Here is a 24,281-nt window from a genome sequence, read left to right as displayed (position 1 = left end):
GCGCCGGCGGCGCTTCGCGTGTCGTCCGTTGCCAGGCCAAATGCGCATGCGTCAGGGGCATGCGGACAGCCATGTAGGTGTGCTCCCTACACACCCAACGTGAAGCTTGTGTGTAGAAAAATTTTCGCTTAAGTTGCGCCCACGCCTGCCGTCAACAGGCGTAGACGCGATACGTCCTGTGTTCGCGGCTCGATCCCGGCGTCCTGACATGCCGGCGTAGCGCCGCACGGACCGTACCGCCTCGCTGGCGCCGGAGGACGCGCCTGTTTGCGGTAGGCGGGAGGAGAGGGGGCCTACCGGGCGCTGCATGGAGTTCTGCTTCCGCAGCGCTGGGCCAACACACCGCGATGCGAGCGCATCGCGCGCTCAGAACCCAGCTTCCCTTCATGCCTCTACAGCGACCGTCTGCGCGATGACGTGCGGCGGCGCAACATTTCCTGCTCGCGCGTTCCGCTCCGCGCCACACCGCGCCGGTGCCATGCGCGCAACCGCGGCAGCGCTTTCAGGACCCTTCGAAGAAGGTGCTTCCGCCCACGCTGACCGGATGCAGCTTGCCTGTCCTGTCGTAGGAGCGGCTTCAGCCGCGTCGGGCGTTCCTGGTGAAACCCGTCGTGCGTGGATGCGCCCTTCAGCTGCGCTCCGGCCGCAGCAGCCAGCGCAGGTGCGCCTTGAGCTGGCGGCCGTGCTGATGGAACCAGGTGCGCTCGGCGCGCCAGTCGGGGAAGCGCGCTTCCACCTCGTGCCAGAACGCCGGCGAGTGGTTGGCCTGGATCAGGTGGCAGAGCTCGTGCACCAGCACGTACTCGAACGCCGAGGGCCGCCCCAGCACCAGCGCCAGGTCCAGCGCCATGCTGCCGTCGGGCGCCAGCGAACCCCACTGCGAGGACATGACCTTGTAGCGCACCGCGCGCGGGGCACGCGGCAGCGACGGCAGATACTGCGGCAGCCAGCGGCCGACGTCGGCGCGGGCCTGGGCCTCGTAGAAATCGCGCAGCGCGCGGCGCAGCGCCGCATCGCCGCCGCGCGGCGGCAGGTGCAGCTGGGCCACGCCGTCGGCGACCTCGATGCGCGCGTAGCGGGCGTCGTGCCAGGCCACCGGCAGCGACTGCCCGCGCAGCGGCAGTTCGCCGGCTTCGCCGGGGCGCAGCGGCGTCAGCGTTTCGGCGGCAACATAGCGCGAGAGTTGCTGCGCCAGCCACTGCCGGTTCTCCAGCAGGAAGCGCTCGCCGGCGACCAGGCTGGCGCGCAGCGGCAGGGTCAGCCGCGCGCCGCGTTCGTCCACGCTGAGCTTGATGCGCCGCGCGCGCGGGTCGCGCACGCGCAGCACCTCGACTTCGCGCTCGTCCAACCGGAAGCGGACGAGGTCGCGTTCGACGGCCGCCGGGGGCGGCGCGATCAGGCGACGGAGCAGATCGGGCATGGGCACAGCATACCGCCGGCGCGGGCGCGCACGGTGACAGCCGCGTGCGGCCGCCTCCGCCGTGGCATCAGTCGGCCTTGCTCAGCTTCAGCGCGTCTTCCAGCAGCAGGAACAGGCGCCGCACCTCGGCGCTCATCAGCGCGAAGCGCGCGTCCAGTTCGGCGCGCACGCCGTCCTGGTCGGCATGCTCGAGCTGGTCCAGCGCGCCGTCGAGGAACTTCAGCTTGCGGATCACCAGGTCGTCGCCGAGCACGAAGGACACGTGGTCGTCGAGCACCAGTGCCAGCTTGGTCACCTGCTTGCCGGCTTCCAGGTGCTTGTCGATCTCGTCGCAGCGCAGTTCCTGGTGCTGGCACTTGACCACCGCGCCGCCTTCGATCGGGTCCTTCATCTCGCACTCTTCGCCCAGGCTCAGGCCCTCGGGCAGCGGCTCGCCGGCGATCCAGCCGGTGAGGATCGAGCGCGGCGCCACCTCGGCGTTCAGCGGCAGCGCCGGGAAGCTGCCGAGCAGGCCGCGGATCTCCGACATCACGTTCTCGCCGGTCTTGCGGCTGGAGGTGTCCACGGCGACGTAGCCGTGCTGCAGGTCGAGCATGGCGTCGGTGCGCGAGGACTTGACGAAGGCGCGCGGCAACAATTCATGGATCAGGTCGTCCTTGAGCCGCTTGCGTGCGCGGCCGCCGGGGCGCCGGCCTTCCTTCTCCTCGATCTCGGCGACCTTGCGCGCCAGCAGGTCGTTGACCACCGAGCCGGGCAGGATCTTGTCCTCGCCGCCGACGGTCAGCCACAGGAAGTCGGCGATGCGGTGCGACAGCGCCTCCTGCTCGTCGCGGCCGAACGGGGAGATGAAGCCGCGCGAACTCATTTCCAGCGGGCCGACCGACTTGAGCAGCGCCTCCGGCAGGAGCTTTTCGACCTCGGAAAAATCGAGCGTGGTGGGGAAGCGGAACAGGGTCAGATTGCGAAAGAACATCGAGCATCCAGCGGAAGGAAACGGAACGGTCCGGCGGCGTGCGCCGGGGAGCGGCGGCCATTGTCGCATCGTGTCCGCCCGGGTACCGCATCGGGCGGTTCAGCGAGCAGACTCAGCCCGGTGCGTCGTCCGCTCAGGCGCCAGCCGGGGCGATCGCCGCGCCGCCGAGCGCGGCGAAGTCGAACAGTGCGCGGTCGGCCAGTTGCGCCGGATGCACGTTGCCCAGTGCGCGGGCGATCTGCTCCACCCGCCCTGGATGCTCGCGGTCCCACTGCTGCAGCAGCTGCCCGACCTGGCGGCGCTGCAGCGTCTCCTGGCTGCCGCACAGCGTGCAGGGGATCAGCGGGAAGGCCTGCGCCTGCGCGTAGGCGGCGATGTCGTCCTCGCGCACATAGGCCAACGGCCGGATCACCACGTGGCGGCCATCGTCGCTGCGCAGCACCGGCGCCATCGCCGCCAGCTTGGCGTGGAAGAACAGGTTCATGAAGAACGTGGCGACTATGTCGTCGCGGTGGTGGCCCAGCGCGATCTTGGTGAAGCCGTGCTCGGCGGCGTAGCGGTACAGCGCGCCACGGCGCAGCCGCGAGCACAGCGAACACAGGGTCTTGCCCTCCGGCACCACCCGGGTGACCACCGAATAGGTGTCCTGCTCGATCACATGCCAGGGCACGCCGCGCTGGCGCAGGTAGGTCGGCAGCACGTCGGCGGGAAACCCCGGCTGCTTCTGGTCCAGGTTCACCGCCACCAGCTCGAACGGCACCGGCGCCTTGCGCTGCAGCTGCAGCAGGATGTCCAGCAGGGTGTAGCTGTCCTTGCCGCCGGACAGGCACACCATGACCTTGTCGCCGGCGCCGATCATGCCGAAATCGGCGATGGCCTGGCCGACCTGCCGGCACAGGCGCCTGCCCAGCACCGCGGCGTTGCGGGCGGCAGGCGGTGCGGGATCGGCGAGCGATTGCAGCGGCGGCAGGGGCAGGGGCGAGGTCATCGGCGGTAGTGTAGTCGGCGCGGCTGGGGCCGTGCCGCGGGGGCGTTGCGGGTCACTCCAATTCCGCCACCTCGACCGTCCCGAACGTGCTGGTCAGGCGGGCGATGACGGTGCCGAGGCAGCGCAGTCCCGCGCTGGTGTTCGCGCAAAAGGACAGGCCGTCCGCGTTGCACCGCATCTACGGCTCCGGCATCGCCCGTCTTCCGCGCTCATGCCGCGTCTCGGGCAGGCCAGTACACTCGCCCCAGCCACGCACGCAGGGTCGCCCCATGTTCAAGAACCTCATTCCCAAGATCTTCTACGCGCGCATGCAGGACGGGCTGGCCTTCTTCGTCGACGGCCTGGGATTCCAGGTGCTGTACCAGGACGCGACGATGGCGGTGATCGCGCGCGACGGCGCCAAGGCCTATCTGGTGGAAAACGCCGAATGGGCGGCCAAGGACCGGCCGGAACTGGGCATCGAAACCGACAGCATCGACACGATCTATGCCGAGTTGTCCGCACGCGCGCCGCAGTGGCTGCATCCGAATTGCCGTACCGTCGCGCTCAAGCCCTGGGGCGCGCGCGAGTTCGCGATGCTGGACCCCACCACGGTCTGCGTGGTGTTCCGCGAGTGGCCGGCGCAGCCGTAAGCGACCGCGCACCTGGCGAGCCGCGGATGCGCAAGAAACAGGATCTGCCGGAAAAGCCCTGCCTGCACTGCGGTCGGCCGTTCCGCTGGCGCAAGAAGTGGGAGAAGGTCTGGGACGAGGTGAAGTACTGCTCCGACCGCTGCCGTGGCGAGCGCAAGCGCGTGCGCGCGCCGGAGGCGCCATGAGCCGGGCCGTGCGCTGGCGCACCGCATGCACGCAGGCGTGCCGCGCTGCATGAACCCGGTGCCGTCCACCGCCCACACCTTGCGCCTTGTGCTCGGCGACCAGCTCGATCCCGACCATGCCTGGTTCGACGTGCGCGATCCCGGCGTGGTGTATGTGCTCATGGAAGTGCGGCAGGAGACCGACTACGTCCTGCACCATGCGCAGAAGATCCTGGCGGTGTTCGCCGCGATGCGCGACTTTGCCCGGCATCTGCGCAGCACCGGCCATCGCGTGCGCTACGTGGCGATCGACGACGCCAGCAACCGCCAGTCCATCCCCGCCAATCTCGGTGCGCTGATGGCGCACTACGGTGCGCAGTGCCTGCAGTACCAGGATCCGGACGAATGGCGCCTGGACCAGCAACTGCGGCAGTGGAGTGCGACGCAGGCCTTCGCCATCGAAGCGGTGGACAGTGCGCACTTCTACACCCGCCGCGGTGAACTGGCGGACTTCTTCCGCGGACGCCCGCAGTGGTTGATGGAGCACTTCTACCGGTACATGCGCAAGCGCCACCGGATCCTGCTGGCGGCGGACGGCACGCCCGAGGGTGGGCAGTGGAACTACGACCACGACAATCGCCAGCCCTGGCATGGCGAACCGGCGGCGCCGCCGGATACCCGCCCGAGCCACGATCACCGCGCGCTATGGGCCAGCATCCAGGCCGCCGGCGTGGACAGTTTCGGCCAGCCGCAGGCAGACGCGCTGCGCTGGCCGTTGAACCGCGCCGAGGCGCTGGCCTGCCTCGACCGGTTCATCGCCGACGGCCTGCCGCACTTCGGCCGCTACGAAGACGCGATGAGCACGTGCAGTCCTCGCCTGTTCCATTCACAGCTCTCCTTCGCCCTGAACACCAAGATGCTGCGGCCGCAGGAACTGGTGCAGCGCGCGCTGGCCGCCTATGCCGCCGGCGCCGCGCCGCTGGCGGCGGTGGAGGGCTTCGTGCGGCAGATCCTGGGCTGGCGCGAGTACGTGCGCGGCATCTACTGGGCGCACATGCCCGGCTATGAAGCGCGCAATGCGCTCGGCCACGACACGCCGCTGCCGGCCTGGTTCTGGACCGGCGACACGCACATGCGCTGCCTGCACCACGCCATCGGCCAGTCCCTGAAGGATGCGTACGCGCACCATATCCAGCGGCTGATGGTGATCGGCAACTTCGCCCTGCTGGCCGGCCTGGACCCGGCGGCGGTACATCGCTGGTACCTGGGCGTCTACATCGACGCGTTCGAATGGGTCGAACTGCCCAACACCGTCGGCATGAGCCAGTTCGCCGACGGCGGCTTGCTCGCGACCAAGCCCTACGTCAGCAGCGCCGCCTACATCGACCGCATGAGCGATTACTGCCAGGGCTGCCATTACGACCGCAAGCAGAAGACCGGCGCGCGTGCGTGCCCGTATAACGCACTGTACTGGGATTTCTTCGCACGGCACCAGGACACCTTGGGCCGCAATCGTCGCCTGGACATGGTCTACCGCCAGCTGGGCAAGTTGCCGGCCACGCAACTGCAGGCCTTGCGCGCGCACGCGCAGCAGTTGCGCGAACGCCTGGACACGCTGTAGCGCGGGCCACGCGTAGCGAACGCAAGCGCTGCACATGCCCGCATTGCCGGAACGTGTCCTGCGACCCAACCGAATCGTGCAGCGCGCCGCGCATTCGCGCGCTGTCGCATGCGATGCGTCTGCCATCGCGCAATCTGTTACCTGCGTTCCAGTCGATCGCCACGCGCTCAAGCACCCTATGCCGCCGGTCGGCGCAGGCCCGCCGGTTGCACTCGAGGTGTCAGCGACGCGGTGACAGCCGGATGACTGTCGCGCGTCGTGTTGTTTCCCCCGCAACCCTATCGAGCATGATCATGACCACGACGCTCTCCCTCACCACCAGCGCCCGCGCGCTGGGTGTGCTCGCCCTCATGACCACCGCCACGGCGATCGCCGCGGTCCCCGCGGCGCCGCAATGCAGTGTGCCGCAGGCCTGGGCGCTGCCGTCTGCGGCCGCGGTGGTCGGCACCGGCACGCAGGCCAGTTGCACCGCCAGCGCGCTGGCCGCCGCCGCTGCGCAAGGCGGCTACATCACCTTCAACTGCGGCACCAAGCCGACCAGCATCGCAGTCGACCGTTCGATCGTCATCGCGGCGACGACGCCCACCGTGATCGATGGCCAGGGCAGGATCACCCTGGATGGTCGCCAGTCCGCCCGGATCCTGCTGGTCAACGCCGGCAGCGCGCTGTCGGTGCGCAATCTGAAACTGCAGAACGGCAGTTCGGTGCAGCCGGCATCCAACCAGGCCTACGATCCGGGCACCTGGGGCGGCGGCGCGATCAAGGTCGGCTACCGCGGCAAACTGGAAGTTCTCAACAGCCAATTCCTGGCCAACCGCAGCAGCATCGGCGGCGGCGCCATCTTCGCCGGCAGCGACGCCGAGGTGACCATCGTTCGCAGCGGCTTCTACAAGAACACCTCATGGCTCGGCGGCGCGCTGTACACCCAGCTCAGCCGGCTGACCATCGTCGGCTCGGAATTCGCCAACAACCAGGCGATCAATGCGCCGCAAGGATTCCCCGATGCCGGCAATTTCGGCGGCGGCGGCGCGATCGACACCGACGGCGCGTCGCTGGCCGGCTATCTCAAGGGCGGCGTCGGCAGCGGCGGCACGCTGGCGGTGTGCGGTACTGTGGTCCGCAACAACGTCGCCGCCAACGGGTCCGGCGGCGCCACGCTGTGGGCGTACGCGCCGGACACCATCGACGTGAAGTATTCGACCTTCGCCAACAACGTCGCCACCGGTGGCCCAGGCGGCGGCGCCCGCATCAGCATGGGCTTCACCGACACCTCGCATGCCGGCACCACCATCACCACGCCGGGCACCATCCGCGTCGCCGAGACCAGCTTCCTGTCCAACAAGGCCGAACAGGGCAACGCCGGCGCGCTGTACCTGGATTGCTACGGCGCCTGCGACGTCAGCAACAGCACCTTCTACGGCAACTCCGCCAAGGGCGTGGGCGCGGCCATCCAGCATGTCGGCTGGCAGCCGGCCAATGGCGACCAGGGCAGCCCCAGCGTGCGCTTCAACAACGTCACCTTCGCCGAGAACACGCCGTGGGTGACGCTGTTCGGCGACAGGTTCGACCTGCGCAACAGCATCCTGTACTCCAAGACCGAGCGGGTGTTCTGCAACAACCAGAGCAACACCGGCAACAACCTCATCGAGTACTCGGCCAAGGGCGCGGTGTGGCCGAATGCCTGCCTGGCCGCGGGCACCGTGAAAGCGGCCGATCCGTTGCTGTCGGCCCCGGCCAACAACGGCGGACCGACGCTCACCCAGCTGCCTGCGGCCAACAGTCCCGCGCTGAACGCCGGCAGCGGCTGCGCCGCCATCGACCAGCGCGGCAATCCGCGCAATACCGCCGTGTGCGATCTCGGCGCGGTGGAGATCAAGTAGGCCGATTCACGGTCATGACGTGCATGGCACCGCGCGGTCGCGCCGGCTTGGCCGGTGCGACTGCGCGTCTGTCGCCGGGATGAAAAGAGCGTGCGGCAACGTCGCTTCCCGCACTGATGTGCTGATCCGGCAATGCGCCACCGGGCGGCGCGACGGTGCCGCCGTGCCGCACCGCGCTGGTGTCGGGTCGCAGACCAGTCCGCGCCGCATGCGGCCGCCACGTCGAGCGATCGCGCCGCAACCGTGCGCTCGGCTTGCGCCGCAGCTTGTCCGGTGCGGCCGACGACGTGTGCCAGGTGGCGGCCGACGCCGCGCGGACCTCGCCATTGCAGGCATGACGCGCGTTGCGGTGCATGCCAACAACGCCGTTCGAGCCTGCGCACGCGCTGCGGACGATACGGTGGCGTATCTGCTTTCCTGGGCATCGGCGGTGCCGCGCGATGGCGCGGCGCCGGCGACGTCTGCGCCTGCGAATGTCCGGATTTGGGACCTGGGTCGTTCGCTGGGGGTCAAGTTCGCGATGCAGATACCGATAGAGGTACCCCCCCTCGCGAGTCCCCCCCCCGATGCATTTCTTCCACTCCTTCAAGGTGAGTCAGCGCCTTGCGCTGTCGTTCGGCCTGCTGATCGTGCTGCTTGGCGCGTCCTCCACCTTGGCGCTCTACCAGTTCCACAACGTGCGCCAGGCGGTCGACAAGATCGTCCACGAGAACAATCTGAAGACCGAACTGCTGTACACCATGCTGCGCAACAATATGAGCGCGGAGCGCTACCTGCGCGACATGATGCTGTCGCCGGCCGACAAGCGCCCGGCGCTCGCCGCCAAGATCCAGGAGATCCGCGTCGACAACGATCGCCGTCGCAAGGCGCTGGACGCCCTGCCCGGCACGCCGGCAGGGTTGGCCATGCGCAAGGAGATCCATGACGCGCAGGCGGCCGCGCGGTCGGTCAACAGCCGGGTGCTGGCGCTGGCCAGTTCCGGCGAGATCGAGGCTGCCAGGCAACTGCTGTACGGCGATGCCGCGCCGTTGCTGGCGCGGCGCGTGCAGGTGATCCAGAACGCGGTCGATCTGCAGATCCGGCAGAACGCGCTCAGCTCCGACGAGATCCAGGCGGCCCTGCTCTTCAGCAATCGTGCCTTGATCGGGTTCGGCCTGCTGGCGGCGGTGCTCGGCGCGATCTTGAGCGTGCTGATCACCCGCAGCCTGGCCGGGCCGCTCGGGCGCGCGACGGAGATCGCCGAATCCATCGCGCAGGGCCGGCTGGACCATCGGATCCCGCCGCAGCCCAAGGACGAGACCGGCCGCTTGCTGACCAGCATGGACCGCATGCAGGCGCAGTTGCAGGCGGTGATGGCGGCGCAGTCGCAGGTGGCCAGGCACCACGAGCACGGCGACGTCAGCCAGCGCATGGACGAGCACGCGTTTCCCGGCGAGTACGGGCGCATGGTGCGGGAGAGCAATGCGTTGCTCGACATGCACGTGAGCCTCCAGCAGCGCCTGCTCGAGATCATGGGACGCTACGCAATCGGCGACCTGTCGCAGGACATGGATCGCCTGCCCGGCGAGCAGGCCGCGCTCACCGAGACCATGGACCAGGTCAAGCGCAATCTGTCGGCGATGAACGCCGAGATCGGGCGGCTGGTCGACGCCGCGGCCGCCGGCGACTTCGCCGTGCGCGGCGACACCGCGCGCTTCCAGTACGACTTCCGCGAGATGGTCGAGGGGTTGAACCAGTTGATGGCGACCACCGACGGCAATCTGCAGGCGCTGTCCAGTCTGCTGCAGGACATCGCCAGCGGCGACCTGACCACGCGCATGGAGGGGCAGTTCCAGGGCGTGTTCGCGCAGATGCGCGAGGATGCCGATGCCACCGTGGCCCAGCTGACCGGGATCGTTGGCCGCATCCAGCATGCGGCCGGGCAGATCACCGGCGCCGCCGGCGAGATCGCCGCCGGCAACGCCGATCTGTCGCGTCGTACCGAGCAGCAGGCCGCCAGCCTGGAGGAAACCGCCGCCTCGATGGAGGAGCTGACCTCCACCGTGCGCCAGAATGCCGAACGCGCCAGCCAGGCCAATCAGTTGGCCATCGGCGCGACCGCGGTGGCGTCGCAAGGCGGCGCGGTGGTGGCCCAGGTCATCGACACGATGAACGGCATCCAGACCTCGTCCAGGCGGATCGCCGACATCATCAGCGTGATCGACGGCATCGCCTTCCAGACCAACATCCTCGCGCTCAACGCCGCGGTGGAAGCCGCGCGCGCCGGCGAGCAGGGCCGCGGGTTTGCGGTGGTCGCCAGCGAAGTGCGGGTGCTGGCGCAGCGCTCGGCCGAAGCCGCTAAGGAGATCAAGCAGCTGATCGACGACTCTGTGAGCGAGGTGGACGCAGGCTCGCTGCTGGTCAACAGCGCCGGCAGCACCATGCACGAGATCGTCGCCAGCGTGCAGCGCGTGACCGACTTCATGACCGAGATCTCGGCCGCGTCGCAGGAGCAGTCGAGCGGCATCGAACAGGTCACCCAGACCATCACCCACATGGACCAGGCCACCCAGCAGAACGCTGCCCTGGTGGAAGAAGCCGCGGCGGCGGCCCAGGCGATGGAAGAGCAGGCCATCCAGCTCGGCGAGGCGGTGACGCTGTTCCGCGTGGCCGGCAGCACCGGCGACATGCCGGCGCGGAGCCAGGCCAAGCCCTTGGGCGCGGCCGCTCCCTCGAGCGCCAGGCGTGGTCTGCAGCGGGTGGCGGCGCCGTTGCTGGTCGAATGCGCCGGCTAGGGATGCCGAGACGGCGCGCTGCGGACCGCAGCGCGCACGCCACGCCTCCTCCCTGGTAAGGCGTGGCGCGCGTTCGCGCAGCGCGGCCGACAGTCGCGGATGGTGTTCCATGGCAACCGCCGGTGTCCGTCGGGTCCTGGCCACCTGCAGCGACGGATGACGTGTGGAATCATGGACGGTCCGAACGCCCGCAGGATCTGCCATGAACGAATCCGACGCCTACGTGTCCGACGCGATCCGCAAATGGGTCTGGTCCGGGTTCTACCCCCAGGACGAGATCCAGGAGATGATCGAGGACATCCTCGAAGACGACTGCGACGAGGCGATGCTGCGCGCCTCGGTCGCCAGCCAATGGCAGGCCAAGCAGCAGGCGGAGCAGGCCTGGCCGGCGCAGACCGATTGCGACCGGCTCGAGGCGCTGTTCGAGCGGCTGCACGAGGACGGCATTTGTGCGCTGGCCAATGCCGGCTACACCATGTCCGACGGCCACGTCGACGTGAACCAGGCGGTGGCCGACGCGCCGGACAGGCGCTATCACGGCTACTGCTTCTACCACGGCCAGGACATGGAGCGCGCGATCGACGGCGGCGGGCTGATGCTGGCATTCGGCGATCTGGACGGGCGCGAGGACGCGGACCTGGCGGTCGGCCAACAGGTGGCCGCGGCGTTGCGTGCGGCGGGCTTCACCGTGGACTGGGATGGCACGCCGCGCAAGCGCATCGACCTGCCCGGCTTCGTCTGGCAGCGCCGCGCCGATTGGGACTGAAGCGGCGCCATCGCATGCGCCGCGGCCGGCTGCCAGATGCCCATGCGCTGGCTACAATCGCAGGCTCATGCCTGGCTGCGATCACATGCGCGGAAGGCGTTTGATGGAGAAGCGTTTCATGGAGCGGATGTTTCATCGCAATGGCCGCCGGTCGCGGCGCGCAGCCGGCACGCGCCCGGCGCTGCGCACGGCCCTGGTGCTGGCCACCGCGCTGCTGGCCGCCTGTGCCGGCGCACCGTCTTCTTCCCCCTCGATCACCCCTGCACACACGGAGCGGACCATGTCGGAGATGACGCCAGAGCACCTGGCACAAGGCGTAGTACGGTTGATCCTGGCGATCGGCGGCAAGCAGGATCTGGTCGCCTCCCGGGTTGCCGCGCAAACCGGCGTGCAGGTCGAGGACGAGGGCGGGCATGCGTTCAGCGCGTCCGGCACGCTGGCCGGCGGTGGCGGCTACACGCTGGAATCGGTCGCCGATGCCGACGATGCGCCGCCGTCGCGGCTGGACCTGCGCTTCACGCCCGCGCCGGGCGCGGCGCCGGCGCAGTGCACGCAATCGCTGGCCGGGTATCGCCAGGCGCTGGTCGCCGCCGGTTTCGTGCCGCGCTGGATCGCGCCGCCGCGCCCCGGCAGCGCCGGCCGCTGGCACTTCGAACGCGGCGCGGTCGCCGTGTACGCCTTCGTCGGCAAGGACGCCGGCGAACACGATGCGCAGGCGTGCGTGGAGATGCTGCAGATCCTGGTCGACGCATAAGGAGCGCGGAGATGGCACACGACGACGAACGCCTGAAGGGCATGGTCGACACCTTCGCGCAGGCGCATCCGAAGGAAGGCCAGGCGCTGCGGCAGATGCTGGACAACACGCCGGAGCTTCGCTCGCGCGTGGAGCAGGCGATCGGGCAACAGCAGCTGTCCGGCTTCGCGCCCAGCCCCGAGGCGGGCACCGGGTCGTACAGCCCGCGCACGGGGCAGATCGAGCTGCCCATGGATGTGTTGGCAACGGCGAAGATGCATTCCCCGCGCGACGATTCGGCCAACACCGCGCGCATCGTGCTGGGCCACGAGATCGGCCATGCCATCAACAAGACGGCCATCGACCGCAGCAATGCGGCGTTCGCCGCCAAGATCGACGGCATCGCCGCCTCGCCCTCGCCGCACGACTACACCGCCGCGCTCAAGGCCTATGGGCAGGAACAGCGCACGCGCGAGGCCAAGGACGAGATCGCCGGGGTCAACACGCTGGCCGACTACGTCACCCGCAACACTCCCAAGGCCACGCTCAAGGACCTGTACAACGCCAGCACCGAGATGGCGAGCTACATCGACAAGCAGGGCGTGGGCAGCAAGGCCACCTACACCGCCAGGGACGGGCTGAGCTTCGGCAAGGATCTGAAGATCGACGCCGACAACCCGCGCAACGTGGAGGTGATGGGCAAGCTGTTCTACGACGCGCGCGGCTACCCGCAGCACTATGGCGAGCGCGCGCTGGCGCAGATCGCCAATGCCGAGGACCGGGCGCAGGCGCAGCACCCCGAGCGCACGCCGCCGGCGGTGCATGCCGACCTCAAGGCGGTCGGCATCGATGCCGCGCAGGTGCCGCGCGATCTGCTGCCGGCAGGATTCCGCGACGGTCCCGCGCCGACACCGAAGCCCGAGCCGCAGGCGCAGCCGCCCGCGCCGCGTGCCGGCGAGCCCGCCGCCGCGCCGGGTGGCGCCGACCGCGCCCTGCACGACCGGGTGCGCACCGGCGTGGCCCAGGCCGAACAGGCGATCGGCAAGGGCTGGGACGACAACAGCGAGCGCATGACCGCCAGCCTGACCCTGTTGGCCAGGCAGAACGGCTTCAGCGAGCGCGACCAGCTGTCGGTCGGCTTCAACCGGCCCACCGCCTCCCATCAGGGCGGCGAACTGGCGTTCGTGTACCGCAGCGGGGGCGATGTCTCCCCCGATCCCTACGCCAATCGTGCGCACATGCCGACCAGCGAGGCGATCGCGCGGCCGGCGCAGGAGACCTACCAGCAGCTGCAGCAACTGGGGGCGCAGCAGGGGCAGGCGCAACGCCAGGCGCAGGAACAGGCGCTGCAGGCGTCGCAACAGGGCCCGACGCGGAACGATCCGCCGCAGGTGCTGAGCCGTTGAGCGCAGCGGGGGCGCCGGCCCCCGCGTCGGCGCGCCATGGTCGCCTGACGCTGCGGCCATGCACGCGGTGCGCGCCGCCTCCTGGTCCGGAGCGCGGCGCCAGGGCGCGCGGCTGCGCGCCAGGATTACGGCTGCCAGACCAGGTTCTGGGTCTTCGGATCGGCGGTGAGCTTGTCGACCTTGCCGCTACCGTCGAAGGACACCTGGAACTCGTTGAAGCTGTCGAGCCAGTAGCGCCACAGCGGCGCGTCCAGGCTCGGGTTCTCGCTGCTGATCGGATAGCCGATCGCCATCAGCACCTGCTCGCGGGTCATGCCCTGGGTCACGCGGTTGGCGGCGATCGCCTCGCGGATCTTCGGCGGGTAGGCCGCCAGCTTCAGTGTGGGATCCTGCGCGACCACGTAGCGCTGGGCGAAGGCGGCGTTGCCGAGGTCGCGGCTGTAGTCGTTGCCGATCGACTGCTTCTTGCCGTCGATCAGCACATTGACCCGGTAGCGGCCGTAGCCGGTCACCTGCACCGGCGTGCCGGCCGGGATCACCCGCTTGCCGTCTTCGGCGTAATTGCTGTCGCTGATCCAGCTGCCGTCGCTGCGCATGTTGCAGCACAGGAAGCCGGAGAACGTGGGATCGGCCGCCGCGGCCAGCTGCGGCAGGGCTGCCGCCAGGGCGAGGGCGAGAACGAACGGGGAACGGAACGAACGCATGCTGACTCCTTTCGACGCGGCGATCCTGCCGCGGGTGGCACGAGGGTGGGAGGGTGCCGCCTCCGCCGCGGCTCCCGCGCGCATTGTGCCGGCTGGCCTGCGCCCGGCATAGCGGCGCGGTGCACGGTGACGGCGGACCAGTGGCCTGTGTATGCTCGAACCTCGTGGATACCCTGACGCCCGCCGAGATCTCCCTGCGCATCGACGCCCTGCGTCGCGAGCACCGTGCGCTCGACGAACAGCTGCAGCGCATCCCGGCCAACCTGGACGACGAGCTGGAAGCCAAGCGGCTGAAGAAGCGCAAGCTGCAACTGAAGGACTGCATCATGCGCCTGGAGCATCTGCTGATCCCCGACGAACCGGCGTGAGCGCGGCGACCTTCTTCAGCGTCGGCCATTCCACGCGCAGCCTGGAGACCTTCCTGCAGATCCTGCAGGGCGCCGGCGTCACCCACCTGGCGGACGTGCGTGCGTTTCCGTATTCGCGGCGGTTCCCGCAGTTCGACGGCAGCGCACTGGCACCGGCGCTGGCCGCCGCCGGCATCGCCTACCGGCATTTCCGCGCCCTGGGTGGGCGCCGCGGCAAGCAGCCGGGCGTCGATCCGCAGCGTAACGGCCACTGGCGCAGCATCAGTTTCCACAACTACGCCGACTATGCGCTGGGCAGCGAATTCACCGAGGCGCTGACCGCGTTGCAGGCCTTCGGCGACGACGGCGCATGCGCGGTGATGTGCGCCGAGGCCTACTGGCGCCAGTGCCACCGCCAGATCATCTGCGACCATCTGCTGCACCAGGGCCACCCGGTGGTGCACCTGATCGACGTCGCCCGCCAGGAACCGGCCGCGTTGAATCCGGCCGCGCGCAGCGACGCTCATGGGCAACTGGTCTATCCGCCGGATGCGGCGGATGCCGGACCGCGCACTGGGGACCTGTTCGACGCCTGAGCGGTGCTGCCGTCGCCGCAGGCCGCCAGCGCGGCGGGTGCGTCGCTACGCGCCAGCGGCGGCGTCAGGCTCAATGCGTTGGGACCGACGGCACCGTGACCGCATTGCTCCGCGGCGTATCGTCGGTGCCGACGAGGGCGGCGGTGCTTTGTACAGTCGCACCGTCCTCGGAGGCGGCGAGCAGGCGCAGGGGCTGGCCGCGATAGCGATACTCCAGCGCCTGTTGCAGCGCATCCAGCCGCGTCACCCGCGCGCACAGCGCCTCGGCCTTGCGCTCGATGCCCTTGCTGCGCGCATCCAGCCGCGCCTCGAGGGCGGCATCCATGCGCTCGGCGCGGTCGCCGATGGCATCCGCGCGGCCCGTGACGACCTGCCAGAGCACGTGACGGGTGATGCTGCCCACGAAGCGCTCCGCCTGCGTCTCCACATAGTCTTCGAACCGGTCGTCGAACGCGTCCTGGTCCCAGCGCCCCTTGCCGAGCGTGCCGTCGACGTAGGCGTTGGCGTGCGTGCGCAGGCGTTCGATCTTGCGCGCGTTGCCGGCGCTGCCGGTCAGCATCTCCACGACCGAGCCGAGCACGTCGTAGCTGAGATCGACCACCTCGTGCGAGAGGTCGGCCACCTGCGGCATCAGCGCGCGCGTTTCGCGTTCCATCTCCAGCAGCCGTTGCGCATCGGCGTCCCCGACCTGCTGCACCCGGTGATCCACGCTCAATTGGCCGGCATGGAAGAAGATCTCGCGCGGCCCATCGCCACCGCTGCGGGTGAGCCAGATGCCGCAGCTGTCGGCCAGCACGTTGAACGGCGTACTCAGGCCGCACTGGCGCGAGGACACCTGCGGCCGATGGTCGTGCTTGCCGCCGTCATCGTCCTGGTCGGCCCATGCGGGCCCGCTGGAGGCGGCAAACAGCAACAGAGCGAAAAGAGGAGCTGTGCGCATCGCTGGAACCCGCAGCAGGGAGTTTCAAGCATGCTCGGGCCGCACCGGCCCACGGTCGCGTGTCGGAAGTCACTATGCCGTGGTGTCACCCGCCGCGCCGCAGGGGCGACCTGATGTCCGGCGCGTCGCAGTGATAACAGGGCGCCTTTATGCATGGCGCGTCGCCACGCGCCAGAATGCCACCGCGCGGCGGTCGGAGGTGGGCGTTTCCTCAATCCTGCGGAACCGGCGGCTCCTCGACCTTGGCCGCTTCCGGGCTGACCCGTTCGATGGTGTGGCGCAACTCGCGGCCAAGGATGAACTTGGCATCCTTCGCCCACGCATCCAGCCGCTCGTCGAACACCAGCTTGCTGTTCTCGTCCGGCCACACCAGCTTCAGCTCGCGCAGTTTCTGGATGAAGCCACGGAACAGGGTCTTGTCGAAGAACTCCGGCGCGGCCGGCGCGTACAGCAGGCTCAGGCGTTGCGCGGCCTGCTGGCACAGGCTCTCCAGTTCGCCGGCGCCGAGCTTGCCCGGGCCGTTCTTCACCAGCACCGAGATGGCGATGTAGTAGCGCTCGAATGCCTGTTGCAGCGAGTGGCCGATGGCGCGCAGGCGGAACACCTCGTCGGTCTGCCCGGTGTTGCGCGCCAGCACGCTGCCGTCGTCCTCGTTGAGCTGCAGCAGCAGGCCTTCGCGCACGAACACCTCGATGGTGCGTTCGATGCGCTCGGCGAACTGGTCCTCGCTCCACGGCAGGAACAGTTCCGCCTGCAGGAACGGGTACACGGTACGGCCCAGCCGCAGCAGGCCGGTGCGGCTCATGCGACGGTTGTTCTGGAAGCAGCACGCCACCCACGAGGAGGCGGTGAACAGGTGCAGCACGTTGTTGCGGAAGTAGCTCAGCAACACCGCGTTGTCGCCGTTGACGCTGAGCACGTCGCCGAGCGGATGCGGCGTGCGGGTGAGCACGTTGATCTCTTCGGCGTGGGCGATGATGCGCTCGGGCGAGTGCGGGGTCACCGTGACCCGGTCCGAGTACGGCAGTTCCGCCAGCAGCTTCTTGCACAGTTCGATCTGCGCGATCAGGTCGGCCTCGCCCATGGCGTGCTTGGGCGTGGACAGTAGCGCCAGCGCCAGCAGGTTGACCGGATTGACGTCGGCGGCGGCGTTGATGTGGACCTGGATCTGCTGCGCCAACGCATCGACGGTGCCGCTCAGCCAGGCCGGCTTCTCGTCCTCGCCCAACGGGCGGCCGTCCCACTCCGGCGCGCGCTGCGCCAGCATCTGGCTCAGCGCGATCGGCTCGCCGAAGTTCACCACCACCTGGCCGTAGTTCTGCTTGAGCACCTTGGGGATGCCCCACAGCAGCGCCCAGATCGATTCCTTTTCCTTGGGCCGGCCGCTGAGCTCGTCGAGGTAGCTGTTGCCTTCCATCAGCTTCTCGTAGCCGACGTAGATCGGCTGGAACAGCACCGGCTTGCGCGGCTGGCGCAGGAACGCGCGCAGGGTCATCGCGATCATGCCGCCCTTGGGCTGCAGCAGCCGGCCGGTGCGCGAGCGTCCGCCTTCGACGAAGTACTCGATCGAGTAGCCGCCGGCCACCAGTTGCGCCACGTACTCGCTGAGCACCGCCGAGTACAGTGCGTTGCCCTTGATCGAGCGACGGATGAAGAACGCGCCGCCCTTGCGCAGCAGGGTGCCGACCACCGGCAGGTTGAGGTTGATGCCGGCCACGATGTGCGGCGGCACGATGCCGCGTTCGTACAGCAGGTAGGACAGCAGCAGGTAGTCCATGTGGCTGCGGTGGCTGGGCACGTAGATCACCTCGTGCCCGGGCGCGGCGTCCTTGAGCTTGTCCAGGTGGTGGACCAGCACACCGGCGTAGATGCGGTTCCAGACGTGGGTGAGCAGGAAGCTGGCCGAGCGCACCACCGGGCTGGAATAGTCGGCGGCGATCTCCCAGGCGTAGGCATGCGCCTTGCGCCAGGCGTCCACCGGCTTGCTGTTGTCGCGCTTGGCCTGCGCGGCGATCGCCTCGCGCACCGGCTCGGCGGCCAGCACCTGGTCCACCAGCAGGCGCCGGGTCGACAGGTCGGGGCCGATCACCGCCTCGCGGATGCGCCGGAAGTGGGTGCGCAGCACGCGCTGCAGCTTGCGCACGGTGCGCTCGGGCGGCAGCCCTTCCTCCACCGTCTGCCGCATCGACACCGGCGGGGCGAAGCGCACGATGGTGCTGCGGCCGTTGAGCAGCACGCCGAGCAGGCGCCGGAAGCTGCCCACCAGCGCCCAGTTTTCCGAGAACAGCACGGCGAACCAGCCACTCTGCTTGTCCGGGGCGCGGCCGACGAAGATGGATACCGGCACCAGGTGGATGTCCAGGTCCGGGCGCAGGCGGTGCGCCTGCAGCAGCTTGGCCAGCGAGTCGGAGTGGGTCTTGGCGCCGCGCTGCTCCGGCAGCAGCGCATGGTTGCTGCTGCGCCGGGACAGCGCCAGGTAGGCACGCTTGCGGCCCAGCGGGTCGCCGGGCAGCGGCACCAGCGGCGAGGGCAGGCCGGACTCGCGGCAAGCCTTGTCCAGGATCAGCGCGTTGGACAGGCCATAGTCCTCCAGCACGTACACCACCGGGCGGCCGTCGTTGTACTGGCCGGGCTCGGCCGGTTCGATCTTCAGGCCCAGCCAGGGATCGGCCAGGCGGCCGAGCAGGCGCGCCCACAGCGGCCCCTTGGCCTGGCGCGCGGTGGTCGCCGCCACCGGCAGGGCGGAGGGGGCGGTGGAGGAAGAGGCAGCGCCGGGGTCGGCCGGGGAGGCGTCGGCGGGCGCAGGTGCCGCGTCGGCCGCGCGTGCGGCCGCGGCGTCGTCGGGGAACGGGAGGGGATTTTGTTCTGGCATCGGGGCCATTATCGCTTAGCCGGCGGGGCGGGGTCGGCGGCGGGTGCCGCGGCCGGGGCGGGGGGGCTGGCGCTGGCCGCCAGCAGTGCATCCACCTCGCGGAGGGTGTCGCGCAGATACCAGTGCCCGTCGCGGCGCACCAGCACCGCGGTGGTGTCGATCTGTTCGCCGTCCAGCGGGTACTGGATGCGCACCACGGCCTGGTCGCCCTGCTGGTTGACCAGGCCGGTGCGCAGCGCGCCGGCGCTGGCGTCCAGGTCCAGGCCATAGTCGGCCAGCACCGCCTTGAGGTCGGCCAGGAACGGGCCCAGCCGGCGCAGGCTCTCGTCCATGCCCAGTTTGCGCAGGTCGGCATCGCTGCGCACACCGGTCCGGCGCGCGCCCGCGCACAGCCGCGCGATCGCCGCCTGGGCGCGCTTGCGCTCGGACAACGGCGCGCGCGCGGCCCAGGCGCTCAGCGCCTGCACCAGCTGCACGTAGTGGCCGCGCTGCTCGGGCGTGTAATGGCCCTGGTTGCGCAGAAACTGCACACCGAACAGGCCCAGCGAGTGCGCCGCCTGCTTCAGGCTCGCCGCCTGGCCGCCGAACTGCGCGTCGAAGGCGCGTTGCAGCTGGCGCTCGGCATCCGGCGCGGCGAGGGTGTCGAGCACCTCGGGCAGGCGTTCGGCCAGCGGCAGTTCGGTCAGCGGCCAGCGGCTGCGGTCCTCGTTCCAGGCCTGCTGCAGGCGCTGGTACTGGGCCGGCGGCACCGCGGCCTGGGCGTAACCGAGCAGGTCGTTGCGCTGCAGCGCGTGTGCCAGCGTGCGCACCGCCGCGGCCGGCTCGGCGCTGGCGCCGGGCAGTTCGGCGGGCGTGCGCTTGCATCCGCCCATGGTCAGGGCGAGCATCGCCAACAGCAGGACGCACAGCGCGCGCGAGGAGATGACCCGGGTCGGGCAGGACGACATACGGTACGGGCTCGTTCCCCAAAACGTTCCGCATCTTGCTGGGCGCGGGCGATTCCGGCAAGCCGGGCGGGGCGGCGGCGTGGGGCGACCCGGCAGCGACCTGGGGGCGGCGGCTGTCGCGGCAGGACATTTCATGACCCGGCCTGGGGCCGTCGGGACAGGCATGTCGGCGTATCGCCAGACGTGCCGGGGGATTGCACATGTTGCAACGCATCATGTAACCGCTTGCAGTTGCTGCTAACGTCCGCCCACCTCGATTGAGGCGGTGCTGGCCGGGGGACCCAGTGCGATATTCGTCAGAGATCATCCGAGTGCTCGGTCACGGTGGCGCGCGCCGCTGCGCCTGGGTGTTGTCTGCAGTCCTGTGCGGACTTGCGATGACGGCCCCGGTGCAGGCGCAGGACGGCCGCCTGCCGCCGCGTGCGCAATGGCAGGCGTCCAGTTCCTCCAAGCAGGTCAAGGCGCAGGCGATCGGCTATCTGATCGACGGTGACGCCAGCACCCGCACTGCCGGCGCCTTCAGTCCCGGCCACTGGTTCCAGATCGATCTGGGCCGCGCCGCGCAGGTCGGCGGCGTGCGCCTGCAGTGGGACACCGCCAATCCGGAGGGCTTTCTGCTGCAGACCTCGCGCGATGGCCAGCGCTGGGACACGGTCTACACCATGACCGATTCGCTGGGCGGCATCGAGACCGTGTTCTTCGCCCCGCACCTGGCCCGCTACCTGCGCCTGGCCGCGCCCGAACGCAGCGCCGACTGGGGCGTGTCGATCTACGAGATGCAGCCGCTGGGCGCCGACGCGGCGCAGTTGCGTGGCGTGTCCGCGGCCGACGCCGCGGCGCTGTGGCAGGGTGGTACCGCGGTGGCGATGCCGGGCAAGGGCATGCAGGCGCGGCAACTGGACATCGCCTTCCCGCGCGCGTTCGACAGCGCCGGCATGATCGTCGAGTTCGCCGGCGTGCATGGCGCGGCGCAACTGCAGGCGCAGGATGCCGCAGGCCGCTGGCGGACGCTGGCCGACGACCCGCAGGCCGGCGACAGCGACAGCGCCTACCTGGCCGGCACGGCGCCGCTGCCGGTGCGCGCGCTGCGCCTGCGCGTGGACGCCGCGCCCGGCGGCGTCGCGCCGACCCTGGCGCGCCTGCGCCTGCTCGGGCCGAAGGCGGTGATGACGCCGATGAAACGCTACCAGGTCGCCGCGCAGCGCGGCGCCACGCGCGCGCTGTTCCCGGCCTCGCTGCACATGCAGCAGACCTACTGGACCGCGGTCGGCATCCACGCCGGCCGGCAGAAATCGATCTTCGACGAATACGGCAACCTGGAAGCGTGGAAGGGCGCGCCGCTGGTGCAGCCGCTGTGGCGAGACGCCTCCGGCACCGCCGCCGGCGCCGACGGCCATGCGCTGGCCCACGCCCTGCGCGACGGCTGGAAGCCGATGCCGTCGGTGCGCTGGTCGCCGCAGCCGGGGCTGGAACTGCGCAGCGAGACCTTCGCGATCGAACGCGACGGCCAGCCGGTGACGCTGCTGCGCCATCGCCTGCGCAACACCGGTACCGCCCCGGTCAGCGGCACCCTGTCGCTGCTGGTGCGGCCGATGCAGATGAATCCGCCGTGGCAGAACGGCGGCCTGTCGCCGATCCACGCGATTGCCGTCGACGGCGGCACCGTGCAGGTCAACGGCCGCGTGCTGTTGACCTCGCTGAGCGCGCCCAGCGCCGGCGGGGCCGAGGCGTTCGGCGCGAACGGCGCCACCGAGATCACCCGCCATGTCGCCGCCGGCACGCTGCCGACGCAGCGCCAGGCGCACGACGCCGACGGCCTGGCCGCGGCGATGCTGACCTACACCGTGCGCCTGGCGCCGGGTGCGCAGCAGGACGTGGTGCTGGCGTTCCCGCTGGGGACCGCCAGCGCCGACGCCCAGGGTCGCCTGCCGCCGGCGCCGCCGCTGGACCGCGATGCCTTGCTCGCCGCCGGCCGCGGCGATGCGGGCCGCAGCTTCGATGCGCTGGCCGAGCAGGTCTCCGCGGATTGGCAGCAGCGCCTGGGCAATGTCGGCCTGCGTCTGCCCGACGCCAGCCTGGTGGACATGCTGCGCGCGCAGGCCGCGTACATGCTGATCAACCAGACTGGCCCGGCGATGCAGCCAGGGCCGCGCAACTACAACCGCTCCTTCATCCGCGACGGCATGGCCACCTCGGCGATCCTGCTGCGCATGGGCCAGGCGCAGGTCGCGCGCGACTACCTGCAGTGGTACAGCGACCACGCGGTGCACCCGAACGGGTTGGTCTCGCCGATCCTCAACGACGACGGCAGCGTCAACGACGGTTTCGGCTCGGACCTGGAGTACGACAGCCAGGGCGAGTACATCGCCCTGGTCGCCGATGTGGCGCGGCTGGACGGCGGCCCGGAGAGCGTGCGCGCCTACCTGCCCAAGGTGAAGCTGGCGATGCAGTTCCTGCAGACGTTGCGCGAGCGCACCCTGGTGCCCGGCTACATGGCCGAGCAGCCGGCGCCGGAGCGCTTCCGCGGCATCCTCGCGCCGTCGATCAGCCACGAAGGCTATTCCAGCCCCACCCACAGCTACTGGGACGACTACTGGGCGCTGAAGGGCTGGCACGACGGCGCCTGGTTGGCCGAGTCGCTGGGCGATGCCGCCACCGCCGCCTGGGCGCGCGAACAGTACGCCGCGCTGCGCACCTCGCTGGCCGCCTCGATCCGCGCCACCATGGCGTGGAAGGGCGCGGACTACATTCCGGCCGCGGCCGACCTGGGCGACGGCGATCCGACCAGCGTCTCCATCGCGCTGGATCCCACCGGCCAGCAGGACCTGCTGCCGGAGGCCGCGCTGCGCACCACCTTCGCCCGTTACCTGGAAGACGTGCGCAAGCGCAAGCAGCCCAACGCGCTGTGGGCCTACACCCCGTACGAGATGCGCAACGTGCTGACCTACGTGCATCTGGACCAGCCGCAGGTGGCCGACGAACTGCTGCAGGACCTGCTGCGCGACCGCCGCCCGTTCGAATGGCAGGTGCTGGCCGAGGTGGTGCAGTCGCGACTGCGCTTCCCGCGCTACCTGGGCGACATGCCGCATACCTGGATCGGTGCCGAGTACGCGCGCACCCTGTTCGGCATGCTCATGCACGAGGGCGACGACGCGCTGGTGCTGCTGCCCGGCGTGCCGCCGGCCTGGCTGGCCGACGACGGCCTGGCCGTACAGCGCCTGCCCACCGCCTACGGCACCCTCGGCCTGCGCGCGCGCCAGCGCGACGGGCGGCTGCGCGTCGAACTCGACAGCGGCCTGCGCTCCGGCACCGCCGTGCGCGTGGTCTGGCCGACGCGCACGCGGCCGGCCCAGGTGCGCGTGGACGGCCGCCGGATCGCGCAGTACGACGCCGGCGGCGTGACCCTATCCACCCCGTTCCGGACCCTGGAGGCACGCTGGTGAGCCCGCCCCCCGTCCCGGCGCCGGATCCGCGCGCCAACATCACCATCAAGGACGTGGCGCGGCTGGCCAACGTCTCGGTGGCCACCGTCTCGCGCACCATGAACGGTCACCAGCACGTGGCCGAAACGGTGCGCGCGCGGGTGCTGGAAGCCGCGCGCACCTTGCACTACGTGCCGCACCACGCCGCGCGCAGCCTGAGCAGCCGCCGCACCCACACCATCGGCGTGGTGCTGCCGGACCTGCACGGCGAGTTCTTCTCCGAACTGATCCGCGGCATCGACACGGTGGCGCGCGAGCGCGGCCTGCACCTGCTGGTGTCCAGCTACCACGGCGAACCGGAGCAGCAGCGGCTGGCGGTGCGGCGCATGCCCGGCCGCGTCGACGGCCTGCTGATCATGTCGCCGTCCCTGGCCAGCGATGCCGAGGATCCGGCCGACATGCTCCCCGGCACGCTGCCGGCGGTGCTGATGAACTGCGCCGAGCGCCTCGGCGATGCGCAGGTGCTCAATGTCGACAACTACGGCGGCGCACGCGCGATGACCCGCCACCTGCTGGACGTGGGCCATCGCCGCATCGCCTTCATCGCCGGGCCGGACGACAACTTCGACGCGCGCGAGCGCCTGCGCGGCTACCGCGACGAACTGCGCGAGCGCTGCCCGCAGGTGGCGCCGCTGGTGCTGCCCGGCGCCTTCGACGAGGCCTCCGGCTACCGCGCCGGCGAAGCCCTGCTGCAGGGCCAGCGCCCGGACGTGGTGTTCGCCGCCAACGACATGATGGCGCTGGGCTGCCTGTTCGCCTTCACCCATGCCGGGCTGCGCGTGCCCGAGGACATCGCCCTGGCCGGCTTCGACGACGTGCCGATGGCACGTTACGTGCATCCGGCCCTGACGACCATGCGCGTGGACATCGCCGGCTTCGGTGCCCGCGCCATGCAGTTGCTGCTCGCCGCGCTGGAGCCGCACGCCGCTTCGGCGGCGGCGGCAACGTCGGCCGGCGCGATCGCCCCGCAACTCATCGTTCGTGCTTCCAGTGCCCAGCGAGGGACCGCCATGGACTGACACCGACGCATGCAGCA

At 70.2% G+C, this 24,281-nt stretch carries 21 protein-coding genes; 12 read left to right on the top strand and 9 right to left on the bottom strand.

Annotation, left to right across the window (positions count from 1 at the left end):
- Positions 1-628 precede the first annotated feature (628 nt).
- From M3U25_RS15545 to M3U25_RS15530, 4 genes are all read right to left on the bottom strand, one after another.
- On the bottom strand, positions 629-1,420 hold the full coding sequence (locus tag M3U25_RS15545; RefSeq protein WP_355501755.1) for a SprT family zinc-dependent metalloprotease: 792 nt from the start codon (positions 1,418-1,420) through the stop codon (positions 629-631).
- A gap of 67 nt (positions 1,421-1,487) precedes the next feature.
- A complete protein-coding gene (locus M3U25_RS15540) occupies positions 1,488-2,393 on the bottom strand; it encodes a recombination-associated protein RdgC (protein ID WP_242157565.1) in 906 nt (301 codons plus the stop codon).
- 133 nt (positions 2,394-2,526) lie between these two features.
- Positions 2,527-3,381: a tRNA 2-thiocytidine(32) synthetase TtcA gene (ttcA, locus tag M3U25_RS15535; protein WP_355501758.1), complete on the bottom strand. Its 855-nt coding sequence runs from the start codon at positions 3,379-3,381 to the stop codon at positions 2,527-2,529.
- Positions 3,382-3,433: 52 nt separating this feature from the next.
- Entirely contained in the window at positions 3,434-3,559 is a 126-nt protein-coding gene (locus tag M3U25_RS15530) for a hypothetical protein (RefSeq protein ID WP_355501761.1), read from the bottom strand.
- A 91-nt stretch (positions 3,560-3,650) separates the two neighbouring features.
- Here M3U25_RS15530 and M3U25_RS15525 point away from each other — a divergent pair, with 91 nt between their 5' ends.
- The 4 genes from M3U25_RS15525 to M3U25_RS15510 all read left to right on the top strand — a co-directional run bounded on the left by M3U25_RS15525 (position 3,651) and on the right by M3U25_RS15510 (position 7,678).
- A complete protein-coding gene (locus M3U25_RS15525) occupies positions 3,651-4,013 on the top strand; it encodes a hypothetical protein (RefSeq protein ID WP_355501764.1) in 363 nt (120 codons plus the stop codon).
- A gap of 26 nt (positions 4,014-4,039) precedes the next feature.
- A complete protein-coding gene (locus M3U25_RS15520) occupies positions 4,040-4,198 on the top strand; it encodes a DUF2256 domain-containing protein (RefSeq protein WP_017912123.1) in 159 nt (52 codons plus the stop codon).
- A gap of 49 nt (positions 4,199-4,247) precedes the next feature.
- Positions 4,248-5,798: a cryptochrome/photolyase family protein gene (locus M3U25_RS15515; RefSeq protein ID WP_355501829.1), complete on the top strand. Its 1,551-nt coding sequence runs from the start codon at positions 4,248-4,250 to the stop codon at positions 5,796-5,798.
- 287 nt (positions 5,799-6,085) lie between these two features.
- A complete protein-coding gene (locus M3U25_RS15510) occupies positions 6,086-7,678 on the top strand; it encodes a choice-of-anchor Q domain-containing protein (protein WP_355501769.1) in 1,593 nt (530 codons plus the stop codon).
- On the opposite strand, the gene M3U25_RS15505 is transcribed toward M3U25_RS15510, so the two are convergent.
- Complete coding sequence (locus M3U25_RS15505; RefSeq protein WP_355501772.1) at positions 7,671-8,033, bottom strand: hypothetical protein; 363 nt, start codon at positions 8,031-8,033, stop codon at positions 7,671-7,673. The genes M3U25_RS15510 and M3U25_RS15505 overlap by 8 nt on opposite strands.
- Positions 8,034-8,244: 211 nt before the next feature.
- Between M3U25_RS15505 and M3U25_RS15500 the strand changes: the two genes are divergently transcribed.
- The 4 genes from M3U25_RS15500 to M3U25_RS15485 all read left to right on the top strand — a co-directional run bounded on the left by M3U25_RS15500 (position 8,245) and on the right by M3U25_RS15485 (position 13,357).
- Entirely contained in the window at positions 8,245-10,452 is a 2,208-nt protein-coding gene (locus tag M3U25_RS15500; RefSeq protein ID WP_355501775.1) for a methyl-accepting chemotaxis protein, read from the top strand.
- 202 nt (positions 10,453-10,654) lie between these two features.
- Positions 10,655-11,218 (top strand): hypothetical protein, encoded by a 564-nt coding sequence (locus M3U25_RS15495; protein ID WP_355501778.1) that lies wholly within the window; start codon positions 10,655-10,657, stop codon positions 11,216-11,218.
- A 103-nt stretch (positions 11,219-11,321) separates the two neighbouring features.
- Entirely contained in the window at positions 11,322-11,972 is a 651-nt protein-coding gene (locus tag M3U25_RS15490; RefSeq protein ID WP_355501781.1) for a hypothetical protein, read from the top strand.
- An 11-nt stretch (positions 11,973-11,983) separates the two neighbouring features.
- Positions 11,984-13,357, top strand: a complete 1,374-nt coding sequence (locus tag M3U25_RS15485; RefSeq protein WP_355501784.1) for an XVIPCD domain-containing protein — start codon at positions 11,984-11,986, stop codon at positions 13,355-13,357.
- A 125-nt stretch (positions 13,358-13,482) separates the two neighbouring features.
- On the opposite strand, the gene M3U25_RS15480 is transcribed toward M3U25_RS15485, so the two are convergent.
- Positions 13,483-14,061 carry a hypothetical protein gene (locus M3U25_RS15480; protein WP_355501787.1) on the bottom strand — a complete coding sequence of 193 codons (579 nt, stop codon included), beginning with the start codon at positions 14,059-14,061 and terminating at the stop codon, positions 13,483-13,485.
- A 164-nt stretch (positions 14,062-14,225) separates the two neighbouring features.
- On the opposite strand from M3U25_RS15480, the gene M3U25_RS15475 reads away from it, so the two are divergent.
- Together M3U25_RS15475 and M3U25_RS15470 are read left to right on the top strand one after the other, a co-directional pair.
- Entirely contained in the window at positions 14,226-14,429 is a 204-nt protein-coding gene (locus M3U25_RS15475) for a DUF465 domain-containing protein (RefSeq protein WP_010342388.1), read from the top strand.
- Positions 14,426-15,004, top strand: coding sequence for a DUF488 domain-containing protein (locus M3U25_RS15470; RefSeq protein WP_355501790.1), 579 nt, complete (start codon positions 14,426-14,428; stop codon positions 15,002-15,004). Before M3U25_RS15475 ends, M3U25_RS15470 begins: the two co-directional genes overlap by 4 nt.
- A gap of 70 nt (positions 15,005-15,074) precedes the next feature.
- Here the strand turns inward: M3U25_RS15470 and M3U25_RS15465 are convergent, their stop codons facing one another.
- The 3 genes from M3U25_RS15465 to M3U25_RS15455 form a co-directional block, all read right to left on the bottom strand.
- A complete protein-coding gene (locus tag M3U25_RS15465; protein ID WP_355501832.1) occupies positions 15,075-15,917 on the bottom strand; it encodes a DUF2884 family protein in 843 nt (280 codons plus the stop codon).
- A 238-nt stretch (positions 15,918-16,155) separates the two neighbouring features.
- The gene (gene plsB / locus M3U25_RS15460) at positions 16,156-18,825 is read right to left on the bottom strand and encodes a glycerol-3-phosphate 1-O-acyltransferase PlsB (RefSeq protein ID WP_355501793.1); all 2,670 of its coding nucleotides are present in this window, start codon (positions 18,823-18,825) and stop codon (positions 16,156-16,158) included.
- Positions 18,825-19,763, bottom strand: a complete 939-nt coding sequence (locus tag M3U25_RS15455) for a hypothetical protein (RefSeq protein WP_355501795.1) — start codon at positions 19,761-19,763, stop codon at positions 18,825-18,827. The genes plsB and M3U25_RS15455 overlap by 1 nt, the downstream gene beginning before the upstream one ends.
- Before the next feature lie 377 nt (positions 19,764-20,140).
- Between M3U25_RS15455 and M3U25_RS15450 the strand changes: the two genes are divergently transcribed.
- Positions 20,141-23,206, top strand: coding sequence for a discoidin domain-containing protein (locus M3U25_RS15450; protein WP_355501798.1), 3,066 nt, complete (start codon positions 20,141-20,143; stop codon positions 23,204-23,206).
- A complete protein-coding gene (locus M3U25_RS15445) occupies positions 23,203-24,264 on the top strand; it encodes a LacI family DNA-binding transcriptional regulator (RefSeq protein WP_355501801.1) in 1,062 nt (353 codons plus the stop codon). Before M3U25_RS15450 ends, M3U25_RS15445 begins: the two co-directional genes overlap by 4 nt.
- Positions 24,265-24,281 lie beyond the last annotated feature (17 nt).

The organism is Xanthomonas sp. PPL134, from assembly GCF_040595915.1.
In the GTDB taxonomy this organism is placed as follows: Bacteria; Pseudomonadota; Gammaproteobacteria; order Xanthomonadales; family Xanthomonadaceae; genus Xanthomonas_A; species Xanthomonas_A indica.
This window is presented reverse-complemented; position numbering and strand designations above follow the sequence as displayed.

Bases quoted from the DNA above. Each gene is read 5' to 3' on its own strand.
- M3U25_RS15545 (WP_355501755.1), bottom strand. From the start codon at position 1,420: ATGCCCGATCTGCTCCGTCGCCTGATCGCGCCGCCCCCGGCGGCCGTC.
- M3U25_RS15540 (WP_242157565.1), bottom strand. From the start codon at position 2,393: ATGTTCTTTCGCAATCTGACCCTGTTCCGCTTCCCCACCACGCTCGAT.
- ttcA (WP_355501758.1), bottom strand. From the start codon at position 3,381: ATGACCTCGCCCCTGCCCCTGCCGCCGCTGCAATCGCTCGCCGATCCC.
- M3U25_RS15530 (WP_355501761.1), bottom strand. From the start codon at position 3,559: ATGCGGTGCAACGCGGACGGCCTGTCCTTTTGCGCGAACACCAGCGCG.
- M3U25_RS15525 (WP_355501764.1), top strand. From the start codon at position 3,651: ATGTTCAAGAACCTCATTCCCAAGATCTTCTACGCGCGCATGCAGGAC.
- M3U25_RS15520 (WP_017912123.1), top strand. From the start codon at position 4,040: ATGCGCAAGAAACAGGATCTGCCGGAAAAGCCCTGCCTGCACTGCGGT.
- M3U25_RS15515 (WP_355501829.1), top strand. From the start codon at position 4,248: ATGAACCCGGTGCCGTCCACCGCCCACACCTTGCGCCTTGTGCTCGGC.
- M3U25_RS15510 (WP_355501769.1), top strand. From the start codon at position 6,086: ATGATCATGACCACGACGCTCTCCCTCACCACCAGCGCCCGCGCGCTG.
- M3U25_RS15505 (WP_355501772.1), bottom strand. From the start codon at position 8,033: ATGCACCGCAACGCGCGTCATGCCTGCAATGGCGAGGTCCGCGCGGCG.
- M3U25_RS15500 (WP_355501775.1), top strand. From the start codon at position 8,245: ATGCATTTCTTCCACTCCTTCAAGGTGAGTCAGCGCCTTGCGCTGTCG.
- M3U25_RS15495 (WP_355501778.1), top strand. From the start codon at position 10,655: ATGAACGAATCCGACGCCTACGTGTCCGACGCGATCCGCAAATGGGTC.
- M3U25_RS15490 (WP_355501781.1), top strand. From the start codon at position 11,322: ATGGAGAAGCGTTTCATGGAGCGGATGTTTCATCGCAATGGCCGCCGG.
- M3U25_RS15485 (WP_355501784.1), top strand. From the start codon at position 11,984: ATGGCACACGACGACGAACGCCTGAAGGGCATGGTCGACACCTTCGCG.
- M3U25_RS15480 (WP_355501787.1), bottom strand. From the start codon at position 14,061: ATGCGTTCGTTCCGTTCCCCGTTCGTTCTCGCCCTCGCCCTGGCGGCA.
- plsB (WP_355501793.1), bottom strand. From the start codon at position 18,825: ATGGCCCCGATGCCAGAACAAAATCCCCTCCCGTTCCCCGACGACGCC.
- M3U25_RS15455 (WP_355501795.1), bottom strand. From the start codon at position 19,763: ATGTCGTCCTGCCCGACCCGGGTCATCTCCTCGCGCGCGCTGTGCGTC.
- M3U25_RS15450 (WP_355501798.1), top strand. From the start codon at position 20,141: ATGACGGCCCCGGTGCAGGCGCAGGACGGCCGCCTGCCGCCGCGTGCG.